The organism is Caballeronia glathei (assembly GCF_000698595.1).
GTDB lineage: Bacteria > Pseudomonadota > Gammaproteobacteria > Burkholderiales > Burkholderiaceae > Caballeronia > Caballeronia glathei.
This window is the reverse complement of record NZ_JFHC01000062.1, coordinates 32,635-50,012: the sequence shown is the minus strand read 5'-3', so window position 1 is coordinate 50,012 and position 17,378 is coordinate 32,635. Positions and strand designations below refer to the sequence as shown.

Here is a 17,378-nt window from a genome sequence, read left to right as displayed (position 1 = left end):
CCAGCCGGTGCTGCTGCGGCACGATGAGGCCCCATCCACATATCCCCCAGATCGTCAGGGCAATGGCAGCGCTCATCACATGGATGGAGGTCCACGGCAAAGCGCAAAAATTGACGATGGCAATCCACAGGGCCACGTTGACGATCGTGCGACTGGGGAAGCGATCGACCAGCCGGCCGCACAGCACGTTTCCAATCGTCCCGGCGATACCCCAGAAGAGCAGCATGCCGGCGAGCACGCGTTCGTCGCCGCCGGTCACGCGATCGAGCACGAGGCCCGCGTACGTGTAGACCATCAGGAAGCCGCCAAACGCAAACAGGGAAGTCAGCAGGGTCAGCGCAATGGGGACGTCGCGAACCGGCGCCAGCCTGGCCCTCAGCGTCACGACTGGGGGCTGCGGAAGCGAGCGCAGCAGCGTCCACACGCCGAGCATTGCAGCAAGGCCCAGCAACGTGACGAACCAGAGCGTGGTCCGCCAGCTTCCGAATCCTCCGATGAACGTGCCGATGGGAGCGCCAAGAGCGGTTGCTCCGGTCAGTCCGGCGGTCACGATCGAAAGCGCTCTGCCTCTCTTCTCGGGAGCAGCAAGCGCGGAAGCAACGCCCAGCGCGGTGGGGGAGAACAGAGCCGCGCCGAACCCCGCCAGCACGCGGCTGAGAAGAACCGTGTTCACGTCGGTGGCGAGCGCACTGATCGCATTGCCGGCGACGAAGATGCCAAGCGCCAGTACGAGAATGAGCTTGCGCGGCCACCCTCCGGCCACGGCCGCCAGCACCGGCGCCATGACCGCATACGAGAGCGCGTAGAGAGTCACCATCTGGCCGGCGACGCTGACCGAGGTATGCAGCGATGCCGCAACGCCTGGAAGAATGCCCGCCACCACGAAGTTGTCGGTGCCCATTGCGAACATGCCAAGCGCTAGAATGACTAAACGACGATCCATATCAACTTTCCTTACCGGGTCTACTGATGCCTTCGGAGCGGTCGGACACAGGTCGTCGCGCGGCATTGCGTGCCATGGCGCCCGGCATTGATGCTGAGGCGCTGAGGGCATGAGCCAAGGATAGGGAATATTGTTGGTGTCGGAAACGTCATAAAGACACTCGATTTATGACATGCCGCAGGAGGGTCAGCATGCACACGATCGGCTTCGTTGTGTTCCCCAATTTCCATATGATCGGGTTCGCGGCAGTCAGCGTATTCGAACTCGCGAATCTCGTGCTCGATGAGCCGGCCTACGAAGTGACCGTCCTTTCCGAAGCGGGCGGACTCGTGTCCGCCTCGGCGGGCATCAGGATAGACAGCGAGCCTTTCGGCGATGCGGTCTTCGATACGGTCATGTTCGCTTCGGGTGTAGAAACCGACCTCGCTTCGCCTGCACTGAGCGGTTTTGTCAAACGCACGCTCAAGACATCCAGGCGCGTGGTGGCTCCATGCACCGGGGCTTTCGTTCTGGCCGAGGCAGGTGTGCTCGACGGCCGTCGTGCGACGACGCACTGGCGATTCGCAGGTGATCTGAAGCGACGCTTCCCGAAGGTGGCCGTCGAGGAAGATCAGATTTTTATCGTCGACGGTTCGGTCTGGACGTCAGCGGGCATGACGGCAACCATCGACATGGCGCTTGCGATGATCGAGAAAGACCACGGCAAGGAAGTATCGCGCACGGTGGCGCGCAAGCTCGTTGTCTACCATCGGCGTGCGGGCGGCCAGTCGCAGTTGTCCGCGCTGCTCGAACTCGAGCCGAAATCGGACAGGATCCAGAAGGCCATCGACTACGCCAGCGCCAATCTGCGCAACGCCTTATCCGTCGAAGAACTCGCCGAAGTCGCGAATCTCAGCCCGCGCCAGTTCAGTCGGGCCTTCACTGCGGAAACCGGTCAGTCGCCCGGGAAAGCGATCGAGCATCTTCGTGTGGAAGCCGCGAGACTGATGATCGAGCAGGGGCGCCACTCGATGGATGTCATCGCCGATGAAGTGGGCTTCTTCGACCGCGATCGGATGAGGCACGCGTTCCTCCGTACCTTGGGCCAGCCGCCACAGGCCATCCGGCGCACTGGCAAGGAAAGCCGTGCAGCGCCAGAAATGCCCGACGGTAGCGGTGCGGAAGCCCCTTCGCCGGCCACGGTTGCAAAACGTGCGCCTCGTTCCGAGCTTGGATGATTGGCGAGTCGTGCCGCGGCAGACATCTCGACCGCGGGCAGACACCGTCGTACCGCGCGCCCGACTCGATCTGCTCATGAACGAGTGCAAATTGCTCCCATGGGCAGACAAGTTAGCAGCACGGCGTGCTGGGGACAACGCTTTAGCAACACGATTACTTTAGCCAGCACCGGCCATGCAGGGAGTTCCTATTGCTTGCGCGACCCATGCGCACAGAGGCAATGCTATAACCGTGCTTCCAGCACCGGATTGAACGGCGTTTCATTCGCGCGCCGGAAGCGGGCAAACCCGGCTGCGCACGGAGTGCCATCTGCCCTTCCTGCGCCGTCGAAGCCGGCGTGCAGATCAGCGTCGGTGCCGGCGTTGTCTCTACAGGTATTCGACGTTGCCGTCCACGCTGATTGCCTGCCCCGTAATATTGCTGCCAGCCGGCGACGCGAGAAACAGGGTCATCGCCGCAATGTCATCGACGGTGACCATGCGGCGCAGTGATATCTTCTTGAGATACTCGTCGCGCATCGCGTCGAACGAAATGCCGAGGGCATCCGCGCGAGCGGAGATCACCCGGTTCATCCGTTCGCCTTCCACGACACCCGGCAGGATGGCGTTGACGCGGATATTGCTCGGCCCGAGTTCTGCCGCAAGCGATTTCACGAGTCCCGCAATCGCCCATTTCGTCGATGCGTACGGTGACCGAAATGGATAGCCAAGACGCCCCGCCACGGAAGACATGGCGATGATACTTGCGCAGTCCGACGTCTCCTTCAGGACGGGCACAGCCTTGCGCAAGAAATAGAACTGACTGTTGAGGTTGGTGGCGATTGTGGCTTCCCACTGCGCCGGATCGATATCTTCGACCGCACCCGTGGGTCCCGCAATTCCGGCGTTGTTGACAAGGACATCGAGCCCGCCGAGTTTCTGCCGCGCATCGTCGATGACGGTCTCGACCTGCGTCCGGTCCGACACGTCGGCGACACCCGCGTAAAGGCCGGGAAGCCGCGATTTGGCGCTTTCGATCGCATTCGGGTTCACATCGCAGATATACACCCTTGCGTCCGCCTGGAGGAACGCTTCGGCGATTGCCGCGCCGATCCCGCCTGCGCCCGCCGATACGAGCACGCGCAGCCCGGACCTCGGTTTCAAAAGGTCGATGATATTCATGCTTTTGTCTCTTCCATGATTTGCAAACCTCCTACAACGACAATCCCCCCGTCGCCTCGATCACGGCGCCGTTGATGTAGCTCGCTTCGTCGCTCGCGAGAAACGCGTAGATGCTGGCGATTTCTTCGGGCTTGCCAAGCCGGCGCAGCGGCACCTCGTGGCGCATCTTCGACAGTACGTCTTCGGGGATCGTCCTCAGGATCGGCGTATCGATGAAGCCGGGCGCGACGGCGTTGACACGTATGCCCTTCGGACCGAGTTCGCGACTCCACGTCTTGGTGAATCCAACCACGCCAAACTTCGTTGCGGCATAGTTCGTCTGTCCGTAGTTGCCGTAGATGCCCACGACGGAGCTTGCGTTCAGGATGACGCCTGAGCCCTGTTCGATCATGGTATCGACAACCGCCTGCGCGGTATGGAAAACGCCGCGAAGATTGACATCGATGACATCGTCGAACTGTTGCAACGTCATTTTCTGCAGACGGGCGTCGCGCGTGATACCGGCGTTGTTCACAACGATATCGATGCGTCCATATGTGTCGCGTACTTTGGCGACCATTTCATCGACCTGCGTACGCTCCGTGACGTCGACGGCGAACGCTTTCGCTTCGGCGCCCGCTTCCGCGCACACGTGCGCGACCGTCGCCACGCAATCAAGATTCATGTCGCAGGCAATCACGACCGCTTTTTCGCGCGCAAACTTCAACGCCGTTGCTGCACCGATCCCCTGCCCCGCGCCTGTGATGATGGCGACTTTTCCACTCAATCTCATTGCTGGACTATCCCTTTCTGAGAGCACACACTTCCCGCGTGCCCGTTATGGTTTCATCTGTGCAGCCGGCTCGCACGAGGGCTGTACGCGTGTCTCACCGCGAATTGCCTTCGCCAGCAGCGGAATCAGTGCGAGACCGAGCACCGCCGCGACCAGAATCACGGTGAACCCGGCATCGCTTCGACCGGAGGCCGTCTCTGCCATTCCGAACAGATACGGTCCGACAAAGCCGCCCAACAGTCCGATCGTATTGATGAACGCGAGACCAGCAGCGGCCTGGATGCCTTGCAGACGCTTCATGGCGATGGCCCAGTAAGACGGCAGCACGCCGCCCGCGAAAAACGCCGTCACCGTGAGAAGGCCAATGCGCGCGGCGGGATTCGTCACGGCAAGATAAGCGCAGGCGCCTACGACGAGCCCCGCGGTCAGAATCCCGAGAAACACGCAGTCGTTATTCGTTCGCCGGTGGAGACGCGGAAGAACGAGCACGCCGAGCAGAAAGCCGAAACCGACGCTCGCGGCAAGAAACCCGACAAGAAGCGGCGAGTCGATATGCATCTGGTGAATGATCGACGGCGTAAAGAAGTACAGTCCGACGAACGCAACCTGATTCAGAAAATAGATCAGCCCGATCAGCACGGTGGTGGGTCGTTTGAGTGCGGCGACCCAGTTCGCGGACGAGTACTCCGCACCTCCGTGCACGTCGATGACGGCATGCGCTTCGAGCACATCGCGCTCCGCCGCCGACAGCCACCGTGCCTCGCTCGGCCGCTCAGGCATGGCAAAGAACAGTGTGACGCCGACGATCACGCTCGGAATGCCCTCGAGCATGAACATCCATTGCCAGCCGTGCAGCCCGCCGAAGCCGTTCAGTTGCATCAGCGCTCCACCCAGCGGATTGCCGAGCATGAGCGCGAGCGCGGGCGCGATGTAGATCCAGCCGACCGCGACGGGCCGGTCATGGGGCGCAAACCAGAGCGTCACCATATACATCAGCGCAGGAAAGAGACCCGCTTCTGCAATGCCCAGCAGTACGCGCAACACGTAGAACGATGATGTTCCCTGCACGAACATCATCGCGGTCGACAGGATGCCCCACGTCACTGCGATGCGCGCGATCCAGCGTCGCGGACCGATCCGATGGGCTGCCAGGTTGCTCGGAACTTCGAGCAGCGCGTAGCCGAGAAAGAAAATTCCCGACCCGAAACCATAGGCAGCCGCACTGATGCCTACGTCTGCTGCAAGCTGAACCTTGGCGAGCGCCACGTTGGTCCGATCGAGAAATGACATGAAGTAGATCGCGCACATCAGCGGAATCAATCTGAGCATCGCCTTGCGCGTGGCGATGCGATGCAGCTGTCCATCGCGATGGTCGACCAGGGTGGTATCCATGACGTCTCCAATATCTTTAACTAGCTATATTTTGGTCGTTGATAACAGGGCTGGAGACCATCAGATGATGGTCTCGCAGGGACTACGGCGGCCGACTACAAGGTGACCTTGTCGGCGCCCTTTAAGCCCAGCATCCTCCGCGCGTCCGCTGGCGTGGCGATCTCGAATGACAGTTCCTCGAGAATCCGCCGGATTTTGCGGACCTGCTGGGCGTTCGTCTCGGCCTTCACGCCTTTCGACAGGTACACACTGTCTTCAAGGCCCACGCGCACGTTGCCACCCATGATCGCGCTCATGGTCACGAGCGGCATCTGGTGTCGACCGGCGCCGAGGACGGAAAAGTGATAGTTCTCGCGACCAAAAAGCCTGTCTGCCGTCGAGCGCATCACGACCATGTTTTCCGGGTCCGCGCCAAGCCCGCCGAGAATCCCGAACACCGATTGAATGAAAAACGGTGGCTTGACGAGACCCTGATCGACGAAATGCGCCAGGTTATGCAGATGGCCCACGTCGTAGCATTCGAATTCGAAGCGCGTGCCGTTTTCTCCCAGTTCCAGAAGGATCTTCCTGATGTCCCTGAATGTGTTTCGGAAGATCATGTCCTCCATCCCTTCGATGTAATCCTTCTCCCAGCCGTAGCGCCACGACGAAATCTTCCCGGCGACGGGATGAATCGAGAAATTCATCGACCCCATGTTCAGCGAACACATTTCGGGCTTCGCCAGTCGCGGGTAGGCGAGACGTTCTTCGAGGGTCATGCGCGTGCTGCCGCCTGTCGTGATGTTGATGACGGCGTCGGTCGCTTCGGCGATCGCTGGCACGAAGGTCTTGAAGACTTCCGGGTCTGGCGTAGGACGGCCGTCCGCGGGATCGCGCGCATGCAGGTGAATGATGGCGGCTCCGGCTTCGGCGGCCTCGATGGCCTGGTCCCTGATTTGCGCAGGGGTAATCGGGAGGAAGTCGGACATCGACGGGACATGCGTAGCGCCTGTGATGGCGCACGAGATGATGACCTTGCGGCTGGTGTCGCTCATTGAGAAAACCCTGATCTGTGTCGCGTGCTCGACGTTACCGGCTCGGCCCAGTGGAGGGACGCCGCTCACGCTGTCTCCGAAATTGTGTTCAGGCGCCGGCCGCTCTGCGGGCGCAACGCTTGTGATGAGGATATTAGTGGGATACGATTGCGTCCGTAAGGTCATTTTCGGACACAGGGATGTCTTCCGAGGACAATCTTTGGAGCTTTCGTGGCATCGACTCGCCCACTCCTCAACGAACGCATTTACGCGCCGTACAAAATCGCCGCGCTGGTTGAAGTTCTCGCAGAGCAAGGCATTGCGCCCGAAGACAGCCTGGAGGGAAGCGGCGTAACCGTCGATCAGATTTACGACGCGTCCGTGATGACATCCGTGCGTCAATACGCAATCGTGGCCCGCAACGCGGTACTGCTGTCGCGCGATCCGGCAACACCGTTCAAGGTCGGCTCGCGCCTGCATCTGTCGGCGTATGGCATGTACGGCTATGCATTGATGTCATGTCTTACGTTGCGCGATTACTTCCGTCTCGGTGTCAAGTACCATCGCCTCGCGACACCAACGCTTACGATCGAATGGGCCGAGTATCCGGACAGTGCCGTGTGGTCGTTTCCGGATGCCTTCGTTTCGAGCCCTTCGCGCGAATTGCGCGAATTCATCATCGAGCAGCAATTTACGCAGCACGTCACGCATCTTCAGGATGTCGCCGGTCACAGCTGTCCGCCGCTCAAGGCGTGTTTCTCCTATCCTGCACCCGCGCACGCCGATCTCTATTCGCAGTATCTGGGCTGCCCCTGTTTCTTCGAAGCGCCGCAATGCGAACTCATCTACGACAGCGCGATACTCAGCCAGAAGCCGCAACTCGCGCACAAGCTCACGGCAACGCTGCTACAGGAAACATGTGACCGCCTGATCGGGCAGGCGAAGACTTCGGTCGGAACGTCCGGCGAGGTTTATCAGGTTCTCATGAGCACGCCGGGCGTCTTTCCGGGCATGGAAGAGGTCGCGCACAGGTTGAACATGACGAGCCGTACCCTGCGACGGCATCTCGAAGCGGAAGGCGTATCTTTCGCCGCGATCGTCGATGATGTGCGTTGCTCGCTGGCTCTGGAGTATCTGCAATCGACGAAGATGAGCACGGAAGATGTCGCTATGCTGCTGGGGTTCAGCGATGCTGCAAACTTTCGCCGTGCATTGAAGCGGTGGACGGGGAAAGGCCCGGGCGAATTGCGGCGGTGATACCCGTCTGCGAATTCGGTTGACGTCAGGTACGTTGCAAGACGGCTCACCGGGTGCGCCGTCCTTGCTTCGGTCGCGTTGCAGCGACACATCGGTTTCGATCATTTCGTCTGGAGGCCCTTTTATCATGAATAGCGGCGACAAGAAGAAGCTCAACGATCATCTGAAGACGCATCTGGCATTCGTGCGTGGAACCTTGACCGTCAACCAGATACAGCCGCCCGACCAGGTCAGGGAGCTCAACTATACGACCATCAAGACGCTGCTCGGGACGCTCACTGTGAACGCGGTGCATGCCAATGTCGTTGAGGCGGCGACGATCATCTCGAAAGCGCGGCCGCCGTTGCCAGCGGTGACAATCCAGATAAAGGAACCGCCAAAACCCGTCGAAGTGGCCAAGGAGATCGCGAAGATCAAAGCCGACTGCGGCTATGCAGCCGAGATCGACAATATCTACGTGCAGCTCGACAACGACCAGAACAAGCATCAGCCGCCCGGCCTGCCGATCGGCACCCGGCAGACGCACGGCGGCGAGAAGTTCGGCACTTTCGCCACGACAGGTTGGCATGGCCAGAATACGATGGTCTACATGGCGCAGTGGGCCGCTGGCCTGACCGATCTGGTCGAGGGGCAGAAGAAGGAGCACGGTCAGGCGAACGTCGTTGAAGGGCGATCCTACGAGGGATATTGCATGCTTCTAGGGGGAAAGCGCTACGTGTCGTTTCACTGCTATCCGGCACGCTGAATTGCCATCGGTGTTCGCCCGTATTGGTCAAGCTATTTCGGGTAGGCCGACAGGATTCTTTTTGCTGTCGGTTTCGCATCGCAGGCAGCGGGCATTCGCGCTGCAGACCTCGATTCTTGGATTGCCTGACGATCTACACCCCCGACGTCGAACGGCCGCAGCCGATTGTCGCGCACGAGCGAACCCCTGCGCCATGAGACATTGCGACGGGGCGAGCAGGCGGGCAGCAATCCGTCCGCAACACAAGCGGTGACATACCAAACGTACAAACGCGCTGTTCAGGCCGACGGTCTGAAAGATGTCCCCCGTCCCTCCGCGCTATCAGCGCGCTGAGCCTGGAAGCTACCCGGGCGATACGGATCGATCCCGAGCGATTCCATCTTTCGAACAAGGCCCGGGAGCGCGCGCGAAGCCCTTTACGCTCAAGCCCCGCCGCGCGTCGATGCGGCCCAATGCATGCATCGATTTGTGTCGCAATGTATCTGGACGCCGTGCGGATACAAGACATCGCATATGCCCGACATTGCGGACACAAGCCAGATACGTTCGGACGTTCCAATGCTGTCAGCCCGATGAAACAGCAACTGCCATGCGACACACATTACCTCGCATGCGATTTCATCGGACAGGATTTAAAATTCGTCTTCGACCTGCCTTTACCGCTTATCCGATTACCCGGCGTGCGGTTTACGTGTAACCCCGAGCGCCAGCGAACCGGATGAATCCGACTCAACCCTCAATCGACCTCAACCTCCTACTTGCCCGGAGATCGCCATGAAAAGCTCTTATGCGGCCCTTGCAGCCACCTTCGCACTTTCGCTCACCGCCCTTGCGACCAACGCAAACGCAGCTGATCCACAGCCAAAGCCGCAGGAAAAATGCTTCGGCGTGTCGCTGGCCGGCAAGAACGATTGCGCGGCCGGCGCGGGTACTTCTTGCGCGGGTACGTCGAAGACCGACTACCAGGGCAACGCCTTTGTACTCGTCGACAAGGGCACCTGCACGCAGATCAAGACGCCCAAGGGCCATGGCTCCCTGAAGGCCACGTCATGATGCCTTCGCATACGAAGCTGGCCCCTGCAGCAAGATCGGGCGGGTCAGTTACCCGTCCGGCCCCGGCCGCATGGTTGCGAAACCTGCTGCCCCCTGCGCTTCTGCTCGTGGTCGCCCGCATCGGCATCGCTTCGATTTTCTTCCTCTCGGGACGAACGAAGGTGGAAGGTTTCCTGAGCATCAAGCCCTCGACCTACGCGCTGTTTCGCTCGGAATATGCACTGCCGCTGATTTCGCCCGAACTGGCCGCACATCTTGCCACCTACGCCGAGCATCTGTTCCCGATCCTGCTCGTGATCGGGCTGCTCACGCGGCCCGCTGCCGCCGCGCTGCTGTGCATGACCGCGGTGATCGAGATCTTCGTCTACCCGGATGCGTGGCCGACGCATCTGAGCTGGGCGGGCCTGCTTCTGCCGCTCATCGCGAGCGGCGGCGGAGCATGGTCGCTGGATCATCTGCTGCACCGCGCGAGGTCCGGCTCACGCCGATAGTCCCGCGCCAGCGCATCTGAAACACAACCTGAAGCGAATCACGAACCCCATCACCCCATGAGGCCAGCAAGGCCTTCGGAGAAGCATTATGCGATTGAGATCGACCCTCACACTCGCCGTCACGGCGATGGCGCTGGCAGCCCCCGCGTTCGCCGCGGCGGCCACGCCGACACCCCCCGCGGGCATCAAGAACATCGTCATCGTCCATGGCGCCTTCGCCGACGGCTCCGGCTGGCGCGTCGTGCACGACATCCTGATCCACAAGGGTTACAAGGTGAGCGTGGTTCAGCAACCCCTCACCACGCTCGACGCGGACGTTGCCGCCGCCCGCGATGCAATCGATGCGCAGGAGGGCTCGGTCGTACTCGTAGGACACAGTTACGGAGGCGCCGTCATAACCGTCGCCGGTGCGCGAAGCAAGGTGAAGTCGCTCGTCTATGTCGCGGCGCTCGAACCCGACGTGGGCGAAAGCGTCGCGCAGCTCTCCGCATCGATGCCCGCGGCGAGCGATAACGTTCGTCCCACCCGTGACGGGCATCTCTACTTCGACCCCGCGAATTTCGGCGCGGATTTCGCAGGCGACCTGGCGCCAAACCGCACCAACTTCATGGCCGTCTCTCAGGTCCCGGCGACCACCGCCGCCTTCGCTGCCGGCGCACCGGTGGCCGCCTGGCACGACAAGCCGAGCTACGCAATCGTCGCCACCGAAGACCGCGCGCTCAACCCGGACCTGCAGCGCTGGATGTACAAGCGCGCGGGCTCGAAGGTGACCGAGGTCAAGGCGAGCCACGCCGTCTACATCTCACAGCCCGAAGCCGTAGCGAAAGTCATCGAGGAAGCCGCACTCAACGCCCGATGACCGCATCGTCTCGACTGAATCCACCGGCCTCGTGACGAATCACGGAGCGAGCGCCATTTTTCCCTGAACCACTCTGGAGAATTTTCATGTCCAACATCGTCAAGTCCCGCATGAGCTTTGCCGCAGCAGCGGCGCTCCTCGCCATTGCATCCGCAACGATTGCCAGCCCCGCGAGCGCGGCTGCCAAGGATGAGCCCGGGCGCTGCTACGGCGTCAACAGCTGCAAGGGCCAAAGCCTCTGTGCCACGGCGAAGAACGACTGCAAGGGCCTCAACACCTGCAAGGGCAAAGGCGTCGTGGTGAAGCCCGCGGCCGAATGCCTGGCGGCTGGCGGCACCCTGACCGAGCCGAAATAAAGGCCTTGCAGGCCCGGCCGGAGACGGCCGGGCCTGTCGCTTCAAACAATGTCCTCGACGAGATCCGCGATGCCCGCATCCAACCCGCTCTTCTCAGGCTACGGCGTCGGCCTGCGCAAGGAACACTATCGTGACTTTCTGGAGACGGCCGTACCGGTCGATTTCGTCGAAGTCATATCCGAGAACTTCATGGTCGACGGCGGTCAGCCACGCCATATCCTTCGGCAGGTGCGCGAGCGGCATCCCGTCGCGCTGCATGGCGTCTCCATGTCGATCGGCTCGGCGGACGGACTCGACCGCGACTATCTGCGGCGTCTGAAAGCGCTGGTCGACGAGACCGAGCCGCTCTTCGTCTCCGATCACCTGAGCTGGTCACGGATCGGCCGCTTCAACTCGCACGACCTGCTGCCCGTTCCCTATACCGAGGAAGCGCTCGACATCGTCTGCGCCAATATCTCGATGGCGCAGGATGCGCTCGGCCGGACCATGCTCTTCGAAAATCCTTCCAGCTATCTCGCCGTCGGCGCTGCGGCGATGACCGAGTGGGAGTTCATCGCCGCCATGTGCAGGCGCACGGGTTGCGAGCTCCTGCTCGACGTGAACAACGTCTTTGTGAGCGCGACGAATCACGGCTTCGACGCCCTCGCGTTTCTCGACGGCATTCCCGCCGAGCACGTGCGCCAGATCCATCTTGCGGGGCACAGCCAGGGAGTCGATCTGCTGATCGATACGCACGACCGCGAGGTCTGCAGCGACGTCTGGACACTCTACGCCCGGGCCATCGCGCGGCTGGGCCCCGTCGCGACGATGATCGAGCGCGACGGCGATATCCCGGCGCTCGCGAGCCTGCTCGACGAATTGTCCATCGCGCGCCGGCTCGGCGCCATCGATGCGCACGCGCGCGCAAGGGTGGCCGCATGAGCCTCGCCCAACTGCAGCGCGACTTTCGCGCGTGGCTCGTCGATGGGTCCGATGATGCCGCCCGCTCCTTTGGCGCGGGCGCTGCCGCCGGGCTGACCGTCTACCAGAACAACTACCGCGCCCAGCTCGTGGGCTGCATCGAACAGTCGTTTCCGCGGGTTCACGCGTGGCTCGGCGACGACGCGTTCCTGCGCGCCGCCATCACCCATATCGACAGTCATCCGCCCGGCGCGTGGACGCTCGACGTGTATGCGCGCAATTTCGACGAAACGCTGACGACGCTCTTTCCGGACAATCCGGATCTGCACGAGCTGGCGTGGATCGAGAACGCGCTTTCCGAGGCCTTCGTCGCGCCCGACGCCGAGCCCGTTTCGATCGACGCACTGTCGGCCATCGACTGGGACTCAGCGCAGCTTCGCCTGTCACCCTCGCTCATGAGCCGCGCTGCCACGACCAACGCGGACAGCATCTGGACGGCGCTGCAGGAAGAGCGCGAGCCGCCCGATGGAGAGATGCTCGCCGAACCCGCCGGCCTGATCGTCTGGCGCCGCGGCTTCACTTCCTGCCTGAAGAAGGTGGATGCGCTCGAGTACGAGGCGCTCGTTCATCTGCAGTCTGACGGCAGCTTCGTGGCGCTCTGCGACATGCTCGTCGACCGCCTGGGCGAAGCCGACGCCATTGCGAAGGCCGGCGCCCTGCTCGCTGGCTGGCTCGGCAACGAGCTGATTGCCGGCGTCGATCACATCGCTTCCCATCGTCATCAATCGAACTGAGGATCAACTTCATGTCAGAAGAACTCCCGCACCGCCGCCGGTTCCTGTTGTCGGCCGCCGCGAGTGTCGCGACCTTCGCGTTCGCCGACGTGCCCTCCGCGCTCGCCGCGTCACCCGCGCAAGACGGGGCCGCGCGCACGGCGGCCGGCGCGCTGTCTTCCTTGCCGATCCGCCAGGTCCGCACGGACCTGCTCGACATCGGCTATCACGAGGCGGGGCCGGAGAACGGCCGACCGGTGATCCTGCTCCACGGCTTTCCCTACGACATCCACAGTTACGTGGACGTCGCACCGATGCTGGCGGCGCAAGGCTATCGCGTCATCGTGCCGTATCTGCGCGGCCACGGAACCACACGCTTGCTCGCCGCGGACACGCCGCGCGCGGGCCAGCAGGCCGCGCTCGGCGCAGACCTGATCGCGCTCATGGACGCGCTCCACATTCCCGAAGCCGTGCTCGCCGGCTACGACTGGGGCGGCCGGGCCGCCTGCGTGGCTGCCGCGTTGCGGCCGACGCGGTGCGTGGGCCTGGTCTCCGTGAACGGCTATCTGATCCAGGACATCGCGAAGGCGGGTCAGCCCCTGCCGACGCGCGTCGAGTGGGGGCTCTGGTACCAGTACTACTTCCAGACGGAGCGCGGCCGCGCCGGGCTGCAAGCGCACCGCCGCGACCTTGCCCGCGTTCTGTGGAAGAACAATTCGCCCACGTGGCACTTCAGCGATGCAGCGTTCGATCGCGCGGCGAAGGCGTTCGACAATCCCGACTACGTCGATATCGTCATCCACTCCTATCGCCACCGCCTTGGCCTCGCGCCGGGCTATCCGCAATACGAGGACGCGGAGAAGAAGCTCGCGCTGTCGCCGCCGATCTCCGTGCCGGCCATCACACTCGACGGCCTCGCCGACGGCGTGATTCCCGCCACCGACGGCCGCGCGTCCGCCAGCCGCTTCTCCGGTCCGCGCGTTCATCGCCAGATTCCCGGCGCCGGTCACAACCTGCCGCAAGAAGCGCCGAAGGCGTTCGCCGATGCCGTCGCCGAACTCGCGCGCAACGGCAAATGGCGCACGTGACGATCACCCTCACCAGCAATCTATTCACTCGTTCCGTTTTGACACCCGTCATTCGATGCTGAACATGGAGACACAAAATGAATCTCACCCTGCCTGATGCAACCACCGAGCAACCTGCCGCCAGGCAGCTTCGCGTCGATTCCTACACGAACGGAATTCTGGGTCCCAGCCAGCCGATGCTGGGTCCCCTCGCCGATGGCGGCACGCTGATCACCGGCACGCCCCCGGGCTGCTGGGGGCCGATGATCACGCCGGCCTTTCAGGGCGGCCACGAGGTCACGCAACCCGTGGCCATCGCCGGTGCCGAGGTCGGGGACGCGGTCGCGCTCAGCATCCGGCGCATGCGCGTCACCTCGCTCGCGACGTCCTCGGGCGTGATGAAGTTCGTCGAGGGCCGGTATCACGGCGACCCGTTCGTCGCAAAGTTCTGCGCCGCGTGCGGCACGGAGCATCCCGCCAGCCATGTCGAAGGCATCGGCGAGGAAGCGATTCGCTGCAACCACTGCGGCGCTGAAGTCAGTGCATTCCAATTCAGGCACGGTTACGTGATCGTGCTGGACCCGGACAATCAGGTCAGCCTCACGGTCAACCAGCAAGTCGCAGACCGGCTGGCGGGCGACGCGCCGCATTTTTCAGCGCTGCCGGAACTGGCGGCACAGCATTCCATTCTGTCGCTGGCTCGCGCCGACATGCCCGGCCTCGCGGCGCACATGCGGCCGTTCCTCGGCAACATCGGCACCACGCCGGCCCGCGATTTGCCCGATTCGCACAATTGCGCCGATTTCGGCCAGTACCTGATCGGGGCGCCGCATCGCTTTGGCCTGACGAAAGAGGAACTGCATGCTGCCAAAACCGACGGTCACATGGACACCAATTCCGTGCGCGAGGGCGCCATTCTGATCTGCCCGGTCAAGGTGCCGGGCGCGGGCGTGTACATGGGCGACATGCACGCGCAGCAGGGCAACGGCGAGATCGCCGGGCACGCGACGGATGTGTCGGGCGAAACCGAACTGACGGTCGAGGTCATCAAGGGACTGACGCTCGACGGCCCGATCCTGCTGCAGAACGTGGACGACCTGCCGCCCATGGCTCGACCGATGACGGCGGAGCAACGGCAGAAGGTGGCGCAACTCGGTGCGCGCTGGGGCCAGCATGAAGTGGAGAGAAACGGTCCGATTACCTTCATCGGCAGTGGCGTCAACCTCAACGAAGCCACCGAGAACGGCCTGCACCGCGCCGCAGCCGTGACCGGGCTCTCGTACGACGAGGTGCTCAACCGCGCGACGATCGCCGGATCGGTTGAAATCAGCCGGCTGCCCGGCACCGTCCGCGTCACCTTGCTGTGTCCGCTGGACATCCTCGATCGCATGGGGATCGGTCATCTGGTGCGCGAGAAGTATCAACTCCAGTAAAGGCCGACGTCCATGAAAACCTGTACCGGGCTGGATGGGTGTTGGCGGTCTCTTGTAGTTGTATTCCGAAGGCACCATCGACGATCGCCGGGAGCTCGTGATCTTGACGGAACGTGACACCGGGCCGTTGCAAACGCCTCATGCCCTCGACGACGAAGGCTGCATCACCGGGTCGGCAGCAGTTGCACCGGATGACGAGTTGTTCTAATCCGATGAGAATTGGCCGCCCGTAACGGCGCGCTCATTGCGTCGGCTCATTAGAGGACTCGCTGCTCTGCTCTCGAAGCCTCCTCATCCGGAGGCTTTTCTTTTTCCTTGTCGCTCGTGTGGTTCGAGGGAGAACCGTTCACGGTGACGATTTCCGGGTCCGGGTTCGGCGCGTGAGGAACATTCGGTGCATCGGGCCCGAACCGAACCCTGAGCTGTGTCCGCACCATTGCTGTCAGCATCCTGTGCATCACGTCCCAATACGCATCGAAGAAGTCGGAGTCGACGACGAGGTAGCTCGGAATCACGCGCACTGACAGCCCTTGCACTACGACATCCTGTGGCTGAGGCGACTGCTCGCGTTCGCTCGCGTCGCTCTCATGCATCGCAGGTACATCCATGTAAATCAGAAAAGCGTCGGGCTGGAAATCCACGGTCAGCGGGGTGAGGGTCACCGCCACTTTACCCGGATGAGCGGCGTCATTATTCCCCGCCAGCGGCCGGAACTCGATGTGTACGCGGACTCTGGCATCACCCTCTCGCTCGTCGAATTGGTCAACCAGGGTTCGCCACACGTTTGCTTCTTTGGACAGCCCGTTCCGTTGCGCCTGCTCCAGGCAGCCATATAGCTGTTTTACGTTGGCGCTGATTTCGAGGACTGTCGCTTCCAGGCCGAAGTCATGGGAATCAACGATGCCCAGCAGGTCCGATAGCTTCCTGGCGGTTTCGAAGACGGAGACCACCGCGCCGATCACAGACACGAGCCCTGCCGCAGTAGCGACAATATCGACAATCTTGCCCACCGAGTCCTGGTCGAATTTCAAAAACTCCAGCCATTGACTCAGAGCCTTGTAATCCTCGTGCTCCAGTGCGGCAGTTACCGCGTCTTCCAACTCTTGCTGCTGATTCTCCAACACAGTGAAGATGCTCGGGACGGTGTTTCCGTCAAGCATCTTCATGACAGGCGGAACGATAAGTCCGATGGGGTCTTTCGTGAGCAGTGATTCGCCTGGTTTGACCGGCGGCGACAGTCGCGTTCGGGAAGACCTGCGCATGCATACTCCTCGGGAGTTATTCTTCGCTGACGCTTACGCTCCGTCACAACCGGATCGACGCCTGACAGCATAGGATATTTTCAGTGAGCTTTCACCTTCAGATGATTGATAAATTCGGATTCAGGATGGCTAAAAAGCATTTGAAAATACAATTGGGGTTCGCTTTCGAAAATATTAATACGATGGGTTTTCGCGGATGTCTCACACCATTCGCGCTTCCGTCCTCGCTTCAAACGCCGCCGATTTGATGTCTGCATGTTCCGGGCCGATTGACCGCATTACCTCTGCTTCGCAAGCCACGTGGGAGATCGACATTTATCGGACCATTAAAAAAGCTCGATAAATTGGACCCCACGCTCGCAGCCGAATAGGTCATGCGCGAGAAAGGTGCGGAATTCCCGACCGTCACCAGATCGCCTGAATCCTGTCGTGCTGGACGAAGAATGGAAATATAGCGCCCCAGGGGATTGGGGAATCAGATTGAAAAGCGCGCCTGTTTAGATGCGCTTTCGTTCGATCTTCCCCGCCCAGATCCTCATCTACCCCTTGCGGCCGATGCCTTTCCCCTGCGTGTTGCGGGCGCGTTCAGCGCATCGCGCCGCAGGCGCCCGATGCGCTCCCAGTCGAGCGTGACGCCCAGGCCGCGCGTGGATTTCATCTGTTTGCCTGCAAGTGCGGGAGTTC

General features: G+C 61.8%; 17 protein-coding genes. 11 read left to right on the top strand and 6 right to left on the bottom strand.

Annotated features, from left to right (window positions below; all coding sequences use genetic code 11):
• The coding region (locus BG61_RS29365; RefSeq protein ID WP_035942502.1) for an MFS transporter at window positions 1-943 on the bottom strand (943 nt) is incomplete at its 3' end.
• A 191-nt stretch (window positions 944-1,134) separates the two neighbouring features.
• Between BG61_RS29365 and BG61_RS29360 the strand changes: the two genes are divergently transcribed.
• Window positions 1,135-2,160, top strand: a complete 1,026-nt coding sequence (locus BG61_RS29360; RefSeq protein ID WP_035938615.1) for a GlxA family transcriptional regulator — start codon at window positions 1,135-1,137, stop codon at window positions 2,158-2,160.
• A gap of 369 nt (window positions 2,161-2,529) precedes the next feature.
• Here BG61_RS29360 and BG61_RS29355 read toward each other — a convergent pair whose 3' ends face one another.
• From BG61_RS29355 to kce, 4 genes are all read right to left on the bottom strand, one after another.
• A complete protein-coding gene (locus BG61_RS29355; RefSeq protein ID WP_035938617.1) occupies window positions 2,530-3,321 on the bottom strand; it encodes an SDR family oxidoreductase in 792 nt (263 codons plus the stop codon).
• Between the two features lie 31 nt (window positions 3,322-3,352).
• Window positions 3,353-4,093 (bottom strand): 3-oxoacyl-ACP reductase FabG, encoded by a 741-nt coding sequence (gene fabG, locus BG61_RS29350; RefSeq protein WP_035938619.1) that lies wholly within the window; start codon window positions 4,091-4,093, stop codon window positions 3,353-3,355.
• 45 nt (window positions 4,094-4,138) lie between these two features.
• Entirely contained in the window at window positions 4,139-5,485 is a 1,347-nt protein-coding gene (locus BG61_RS29345) for an MFS transporter (protein WP_035938621.1), read from the bottom strand.
• Window positions 5,486-5,580: 95 nt separating this feature from the next.
• Window positions 5,581-6,519, bottom strand: coding sequence for a 3,5-dioxohexanoate:acetyl-CoA acetone transferase (gene kce, locus BG61_RS29340; protein WP_035938622.1), 939 nt, complete (start codon window positions 6,517-6,519; stop codon window positions 5,581-5,583).
• 210 nt (window positions 6,520-6,729) lie between these two features.
• On the opposite strand from kce, the gene BG61_RS29335 reads away from it, so the two are divergent.
• The 10 genes from BG61_RS29335 (at window position 6,730) to BG61_RS29290 (ending at window position 15,432) form a co-directional block, all read left to right on the top strand.
• On the top strand, window positions 6,730-7,755 hold the full coding sequence (locus BG61_RS29335; protein WP_035938624.1) for an AraC family transcriptional regulator: 1,026 nt from the start codon (window positions 6,730-6,732) through the stop codon (window positions 7,753-7,755).
• A 127-nt stretch (window positions 7,756-7,882) separates the two neighbouring features.
• Complete coding sequence (locus tag BG61_RS29330; protein ID WP_035938626.1) at window positions 7,883-8,500, top strand: hypothetical protein; 618 nt, start codon at window positions 7,883-7,885, stop codon at window positions 8,498-8,500.
• Between the two features lie 774 nt (window positions 8,501-9,274).
• Window positions 9,275-9,553: a BufA1 family periplasmic bufferin-type metallophore gene (locus tag BG61_RS29325; protein ID WP_035938628.1), complete on the top strand. Its 279-nt coding sequence runs from the start codon at window positions 9,275-9,277 to the stop codon at window positions 9,551-9,553.
• Entirely contained in the window at window positions 9,550-10,044 is a 495-nt protein-coding gene (locus BG61_RS29320) for a DoxX family protein (RefSeq protein ID WP_129572300.1), read from the top strand. The genes BG61_RS29325 and BG61_RS29320 overlap by 4 nt, the downstream gene beginning before the upstream one ends.
• Window positions 10,045-10,132: 88 nt before the next feature.
• Entirely contained in the window at window positions 10,133-10,903 is a 771-nt protein-coding gene (locus BG61_RS29315; protein ID WP_035938631.1) for an alpha/beta hydrolase, read from the top strand.
• An 86-nt stretch (window positions 10,904-10,989) separates the two neighbouring features.
• On the top strand, window positions 10,990-11,259 hold the full coding sequence (gene bufA2, locus BG61_RS29310; protein WP_035938633.1) for a BufA2 family periplasmic bufferin-type metallophore: 270 nt from the start codon (window positions 10,990-10,992) through the stop codon (window positions 11,257-11,259).
• A 69-nt stretch (window positions 11,260-11,328) separates the two neighbouring features.
• Window positions 11,329-12,180: an MNIO family bufferin maturase gene (bufB, locus tag BG61_RS29305; protein ID WP_035938635.1), complete on the top strand. Its 852-nt coding sequence runs from the start codon at window positions 11,329-11,331 to the stop codon at window positions 12,178-12,180.
• Complete coding sequence (locus BG61_RS29300; RefSeq protein ID WP_035938637.1) at window positions 12,177-12,953, top strand: HvfC/BufC family peptide modification chaperone; 777 nt, start codon at window positions 12,177-12,179, stop codon at window positions 12,951-12,953. The genes bufB and BG61_RS29300 overlap by 4 nt, the downstream gene beginning before the upstream one ends.
• An 11-nt stretch (window positions 12,954-12,964) precedes the next feature.
• On the top strand, window positions 12,965-14,020 hold the full coding sequence (locus BG61_RS29295) for an alpha/beta fold hydrolase (protein WP_169743323.1): 1,056 nt from the start codon (window positions 12,965-12,967) through the stop codon (window positions 14,018-14,020).
• A 77-nt stretch (window positions 14,021-14,097) separates the two neighbouring features.
• Window positions 14,098-15,432, top strand: a complete 1,335-nt coding sequence (locus tag BG61_RS29290) for an acetamidase/formamidase family protein (RefSeq protein ID WP_035938638.1) — start codon at window positions 14,098-14,100, stop codon at window positions 15,430-15,432.
• Window positions 15,433-15,689: 257 nt separating this feature from the next.
• On the opposite strand, the gene BG61_RS29285 is transcribed toward BG61_RS29290, so the two are convergent.
• Window positions 15,690-16,694, bottom strand: coding sequence for a hypothetical protein (locus BG61_RS29285; RefSeq protein WP_129572301.1), 1,005 nt, complete (start codon window positions 16,692-16,694; stop codon window positions 15,690-15,692).
• Window positions 16,695-17,378 lie beyond the last annotated feature (684 nt).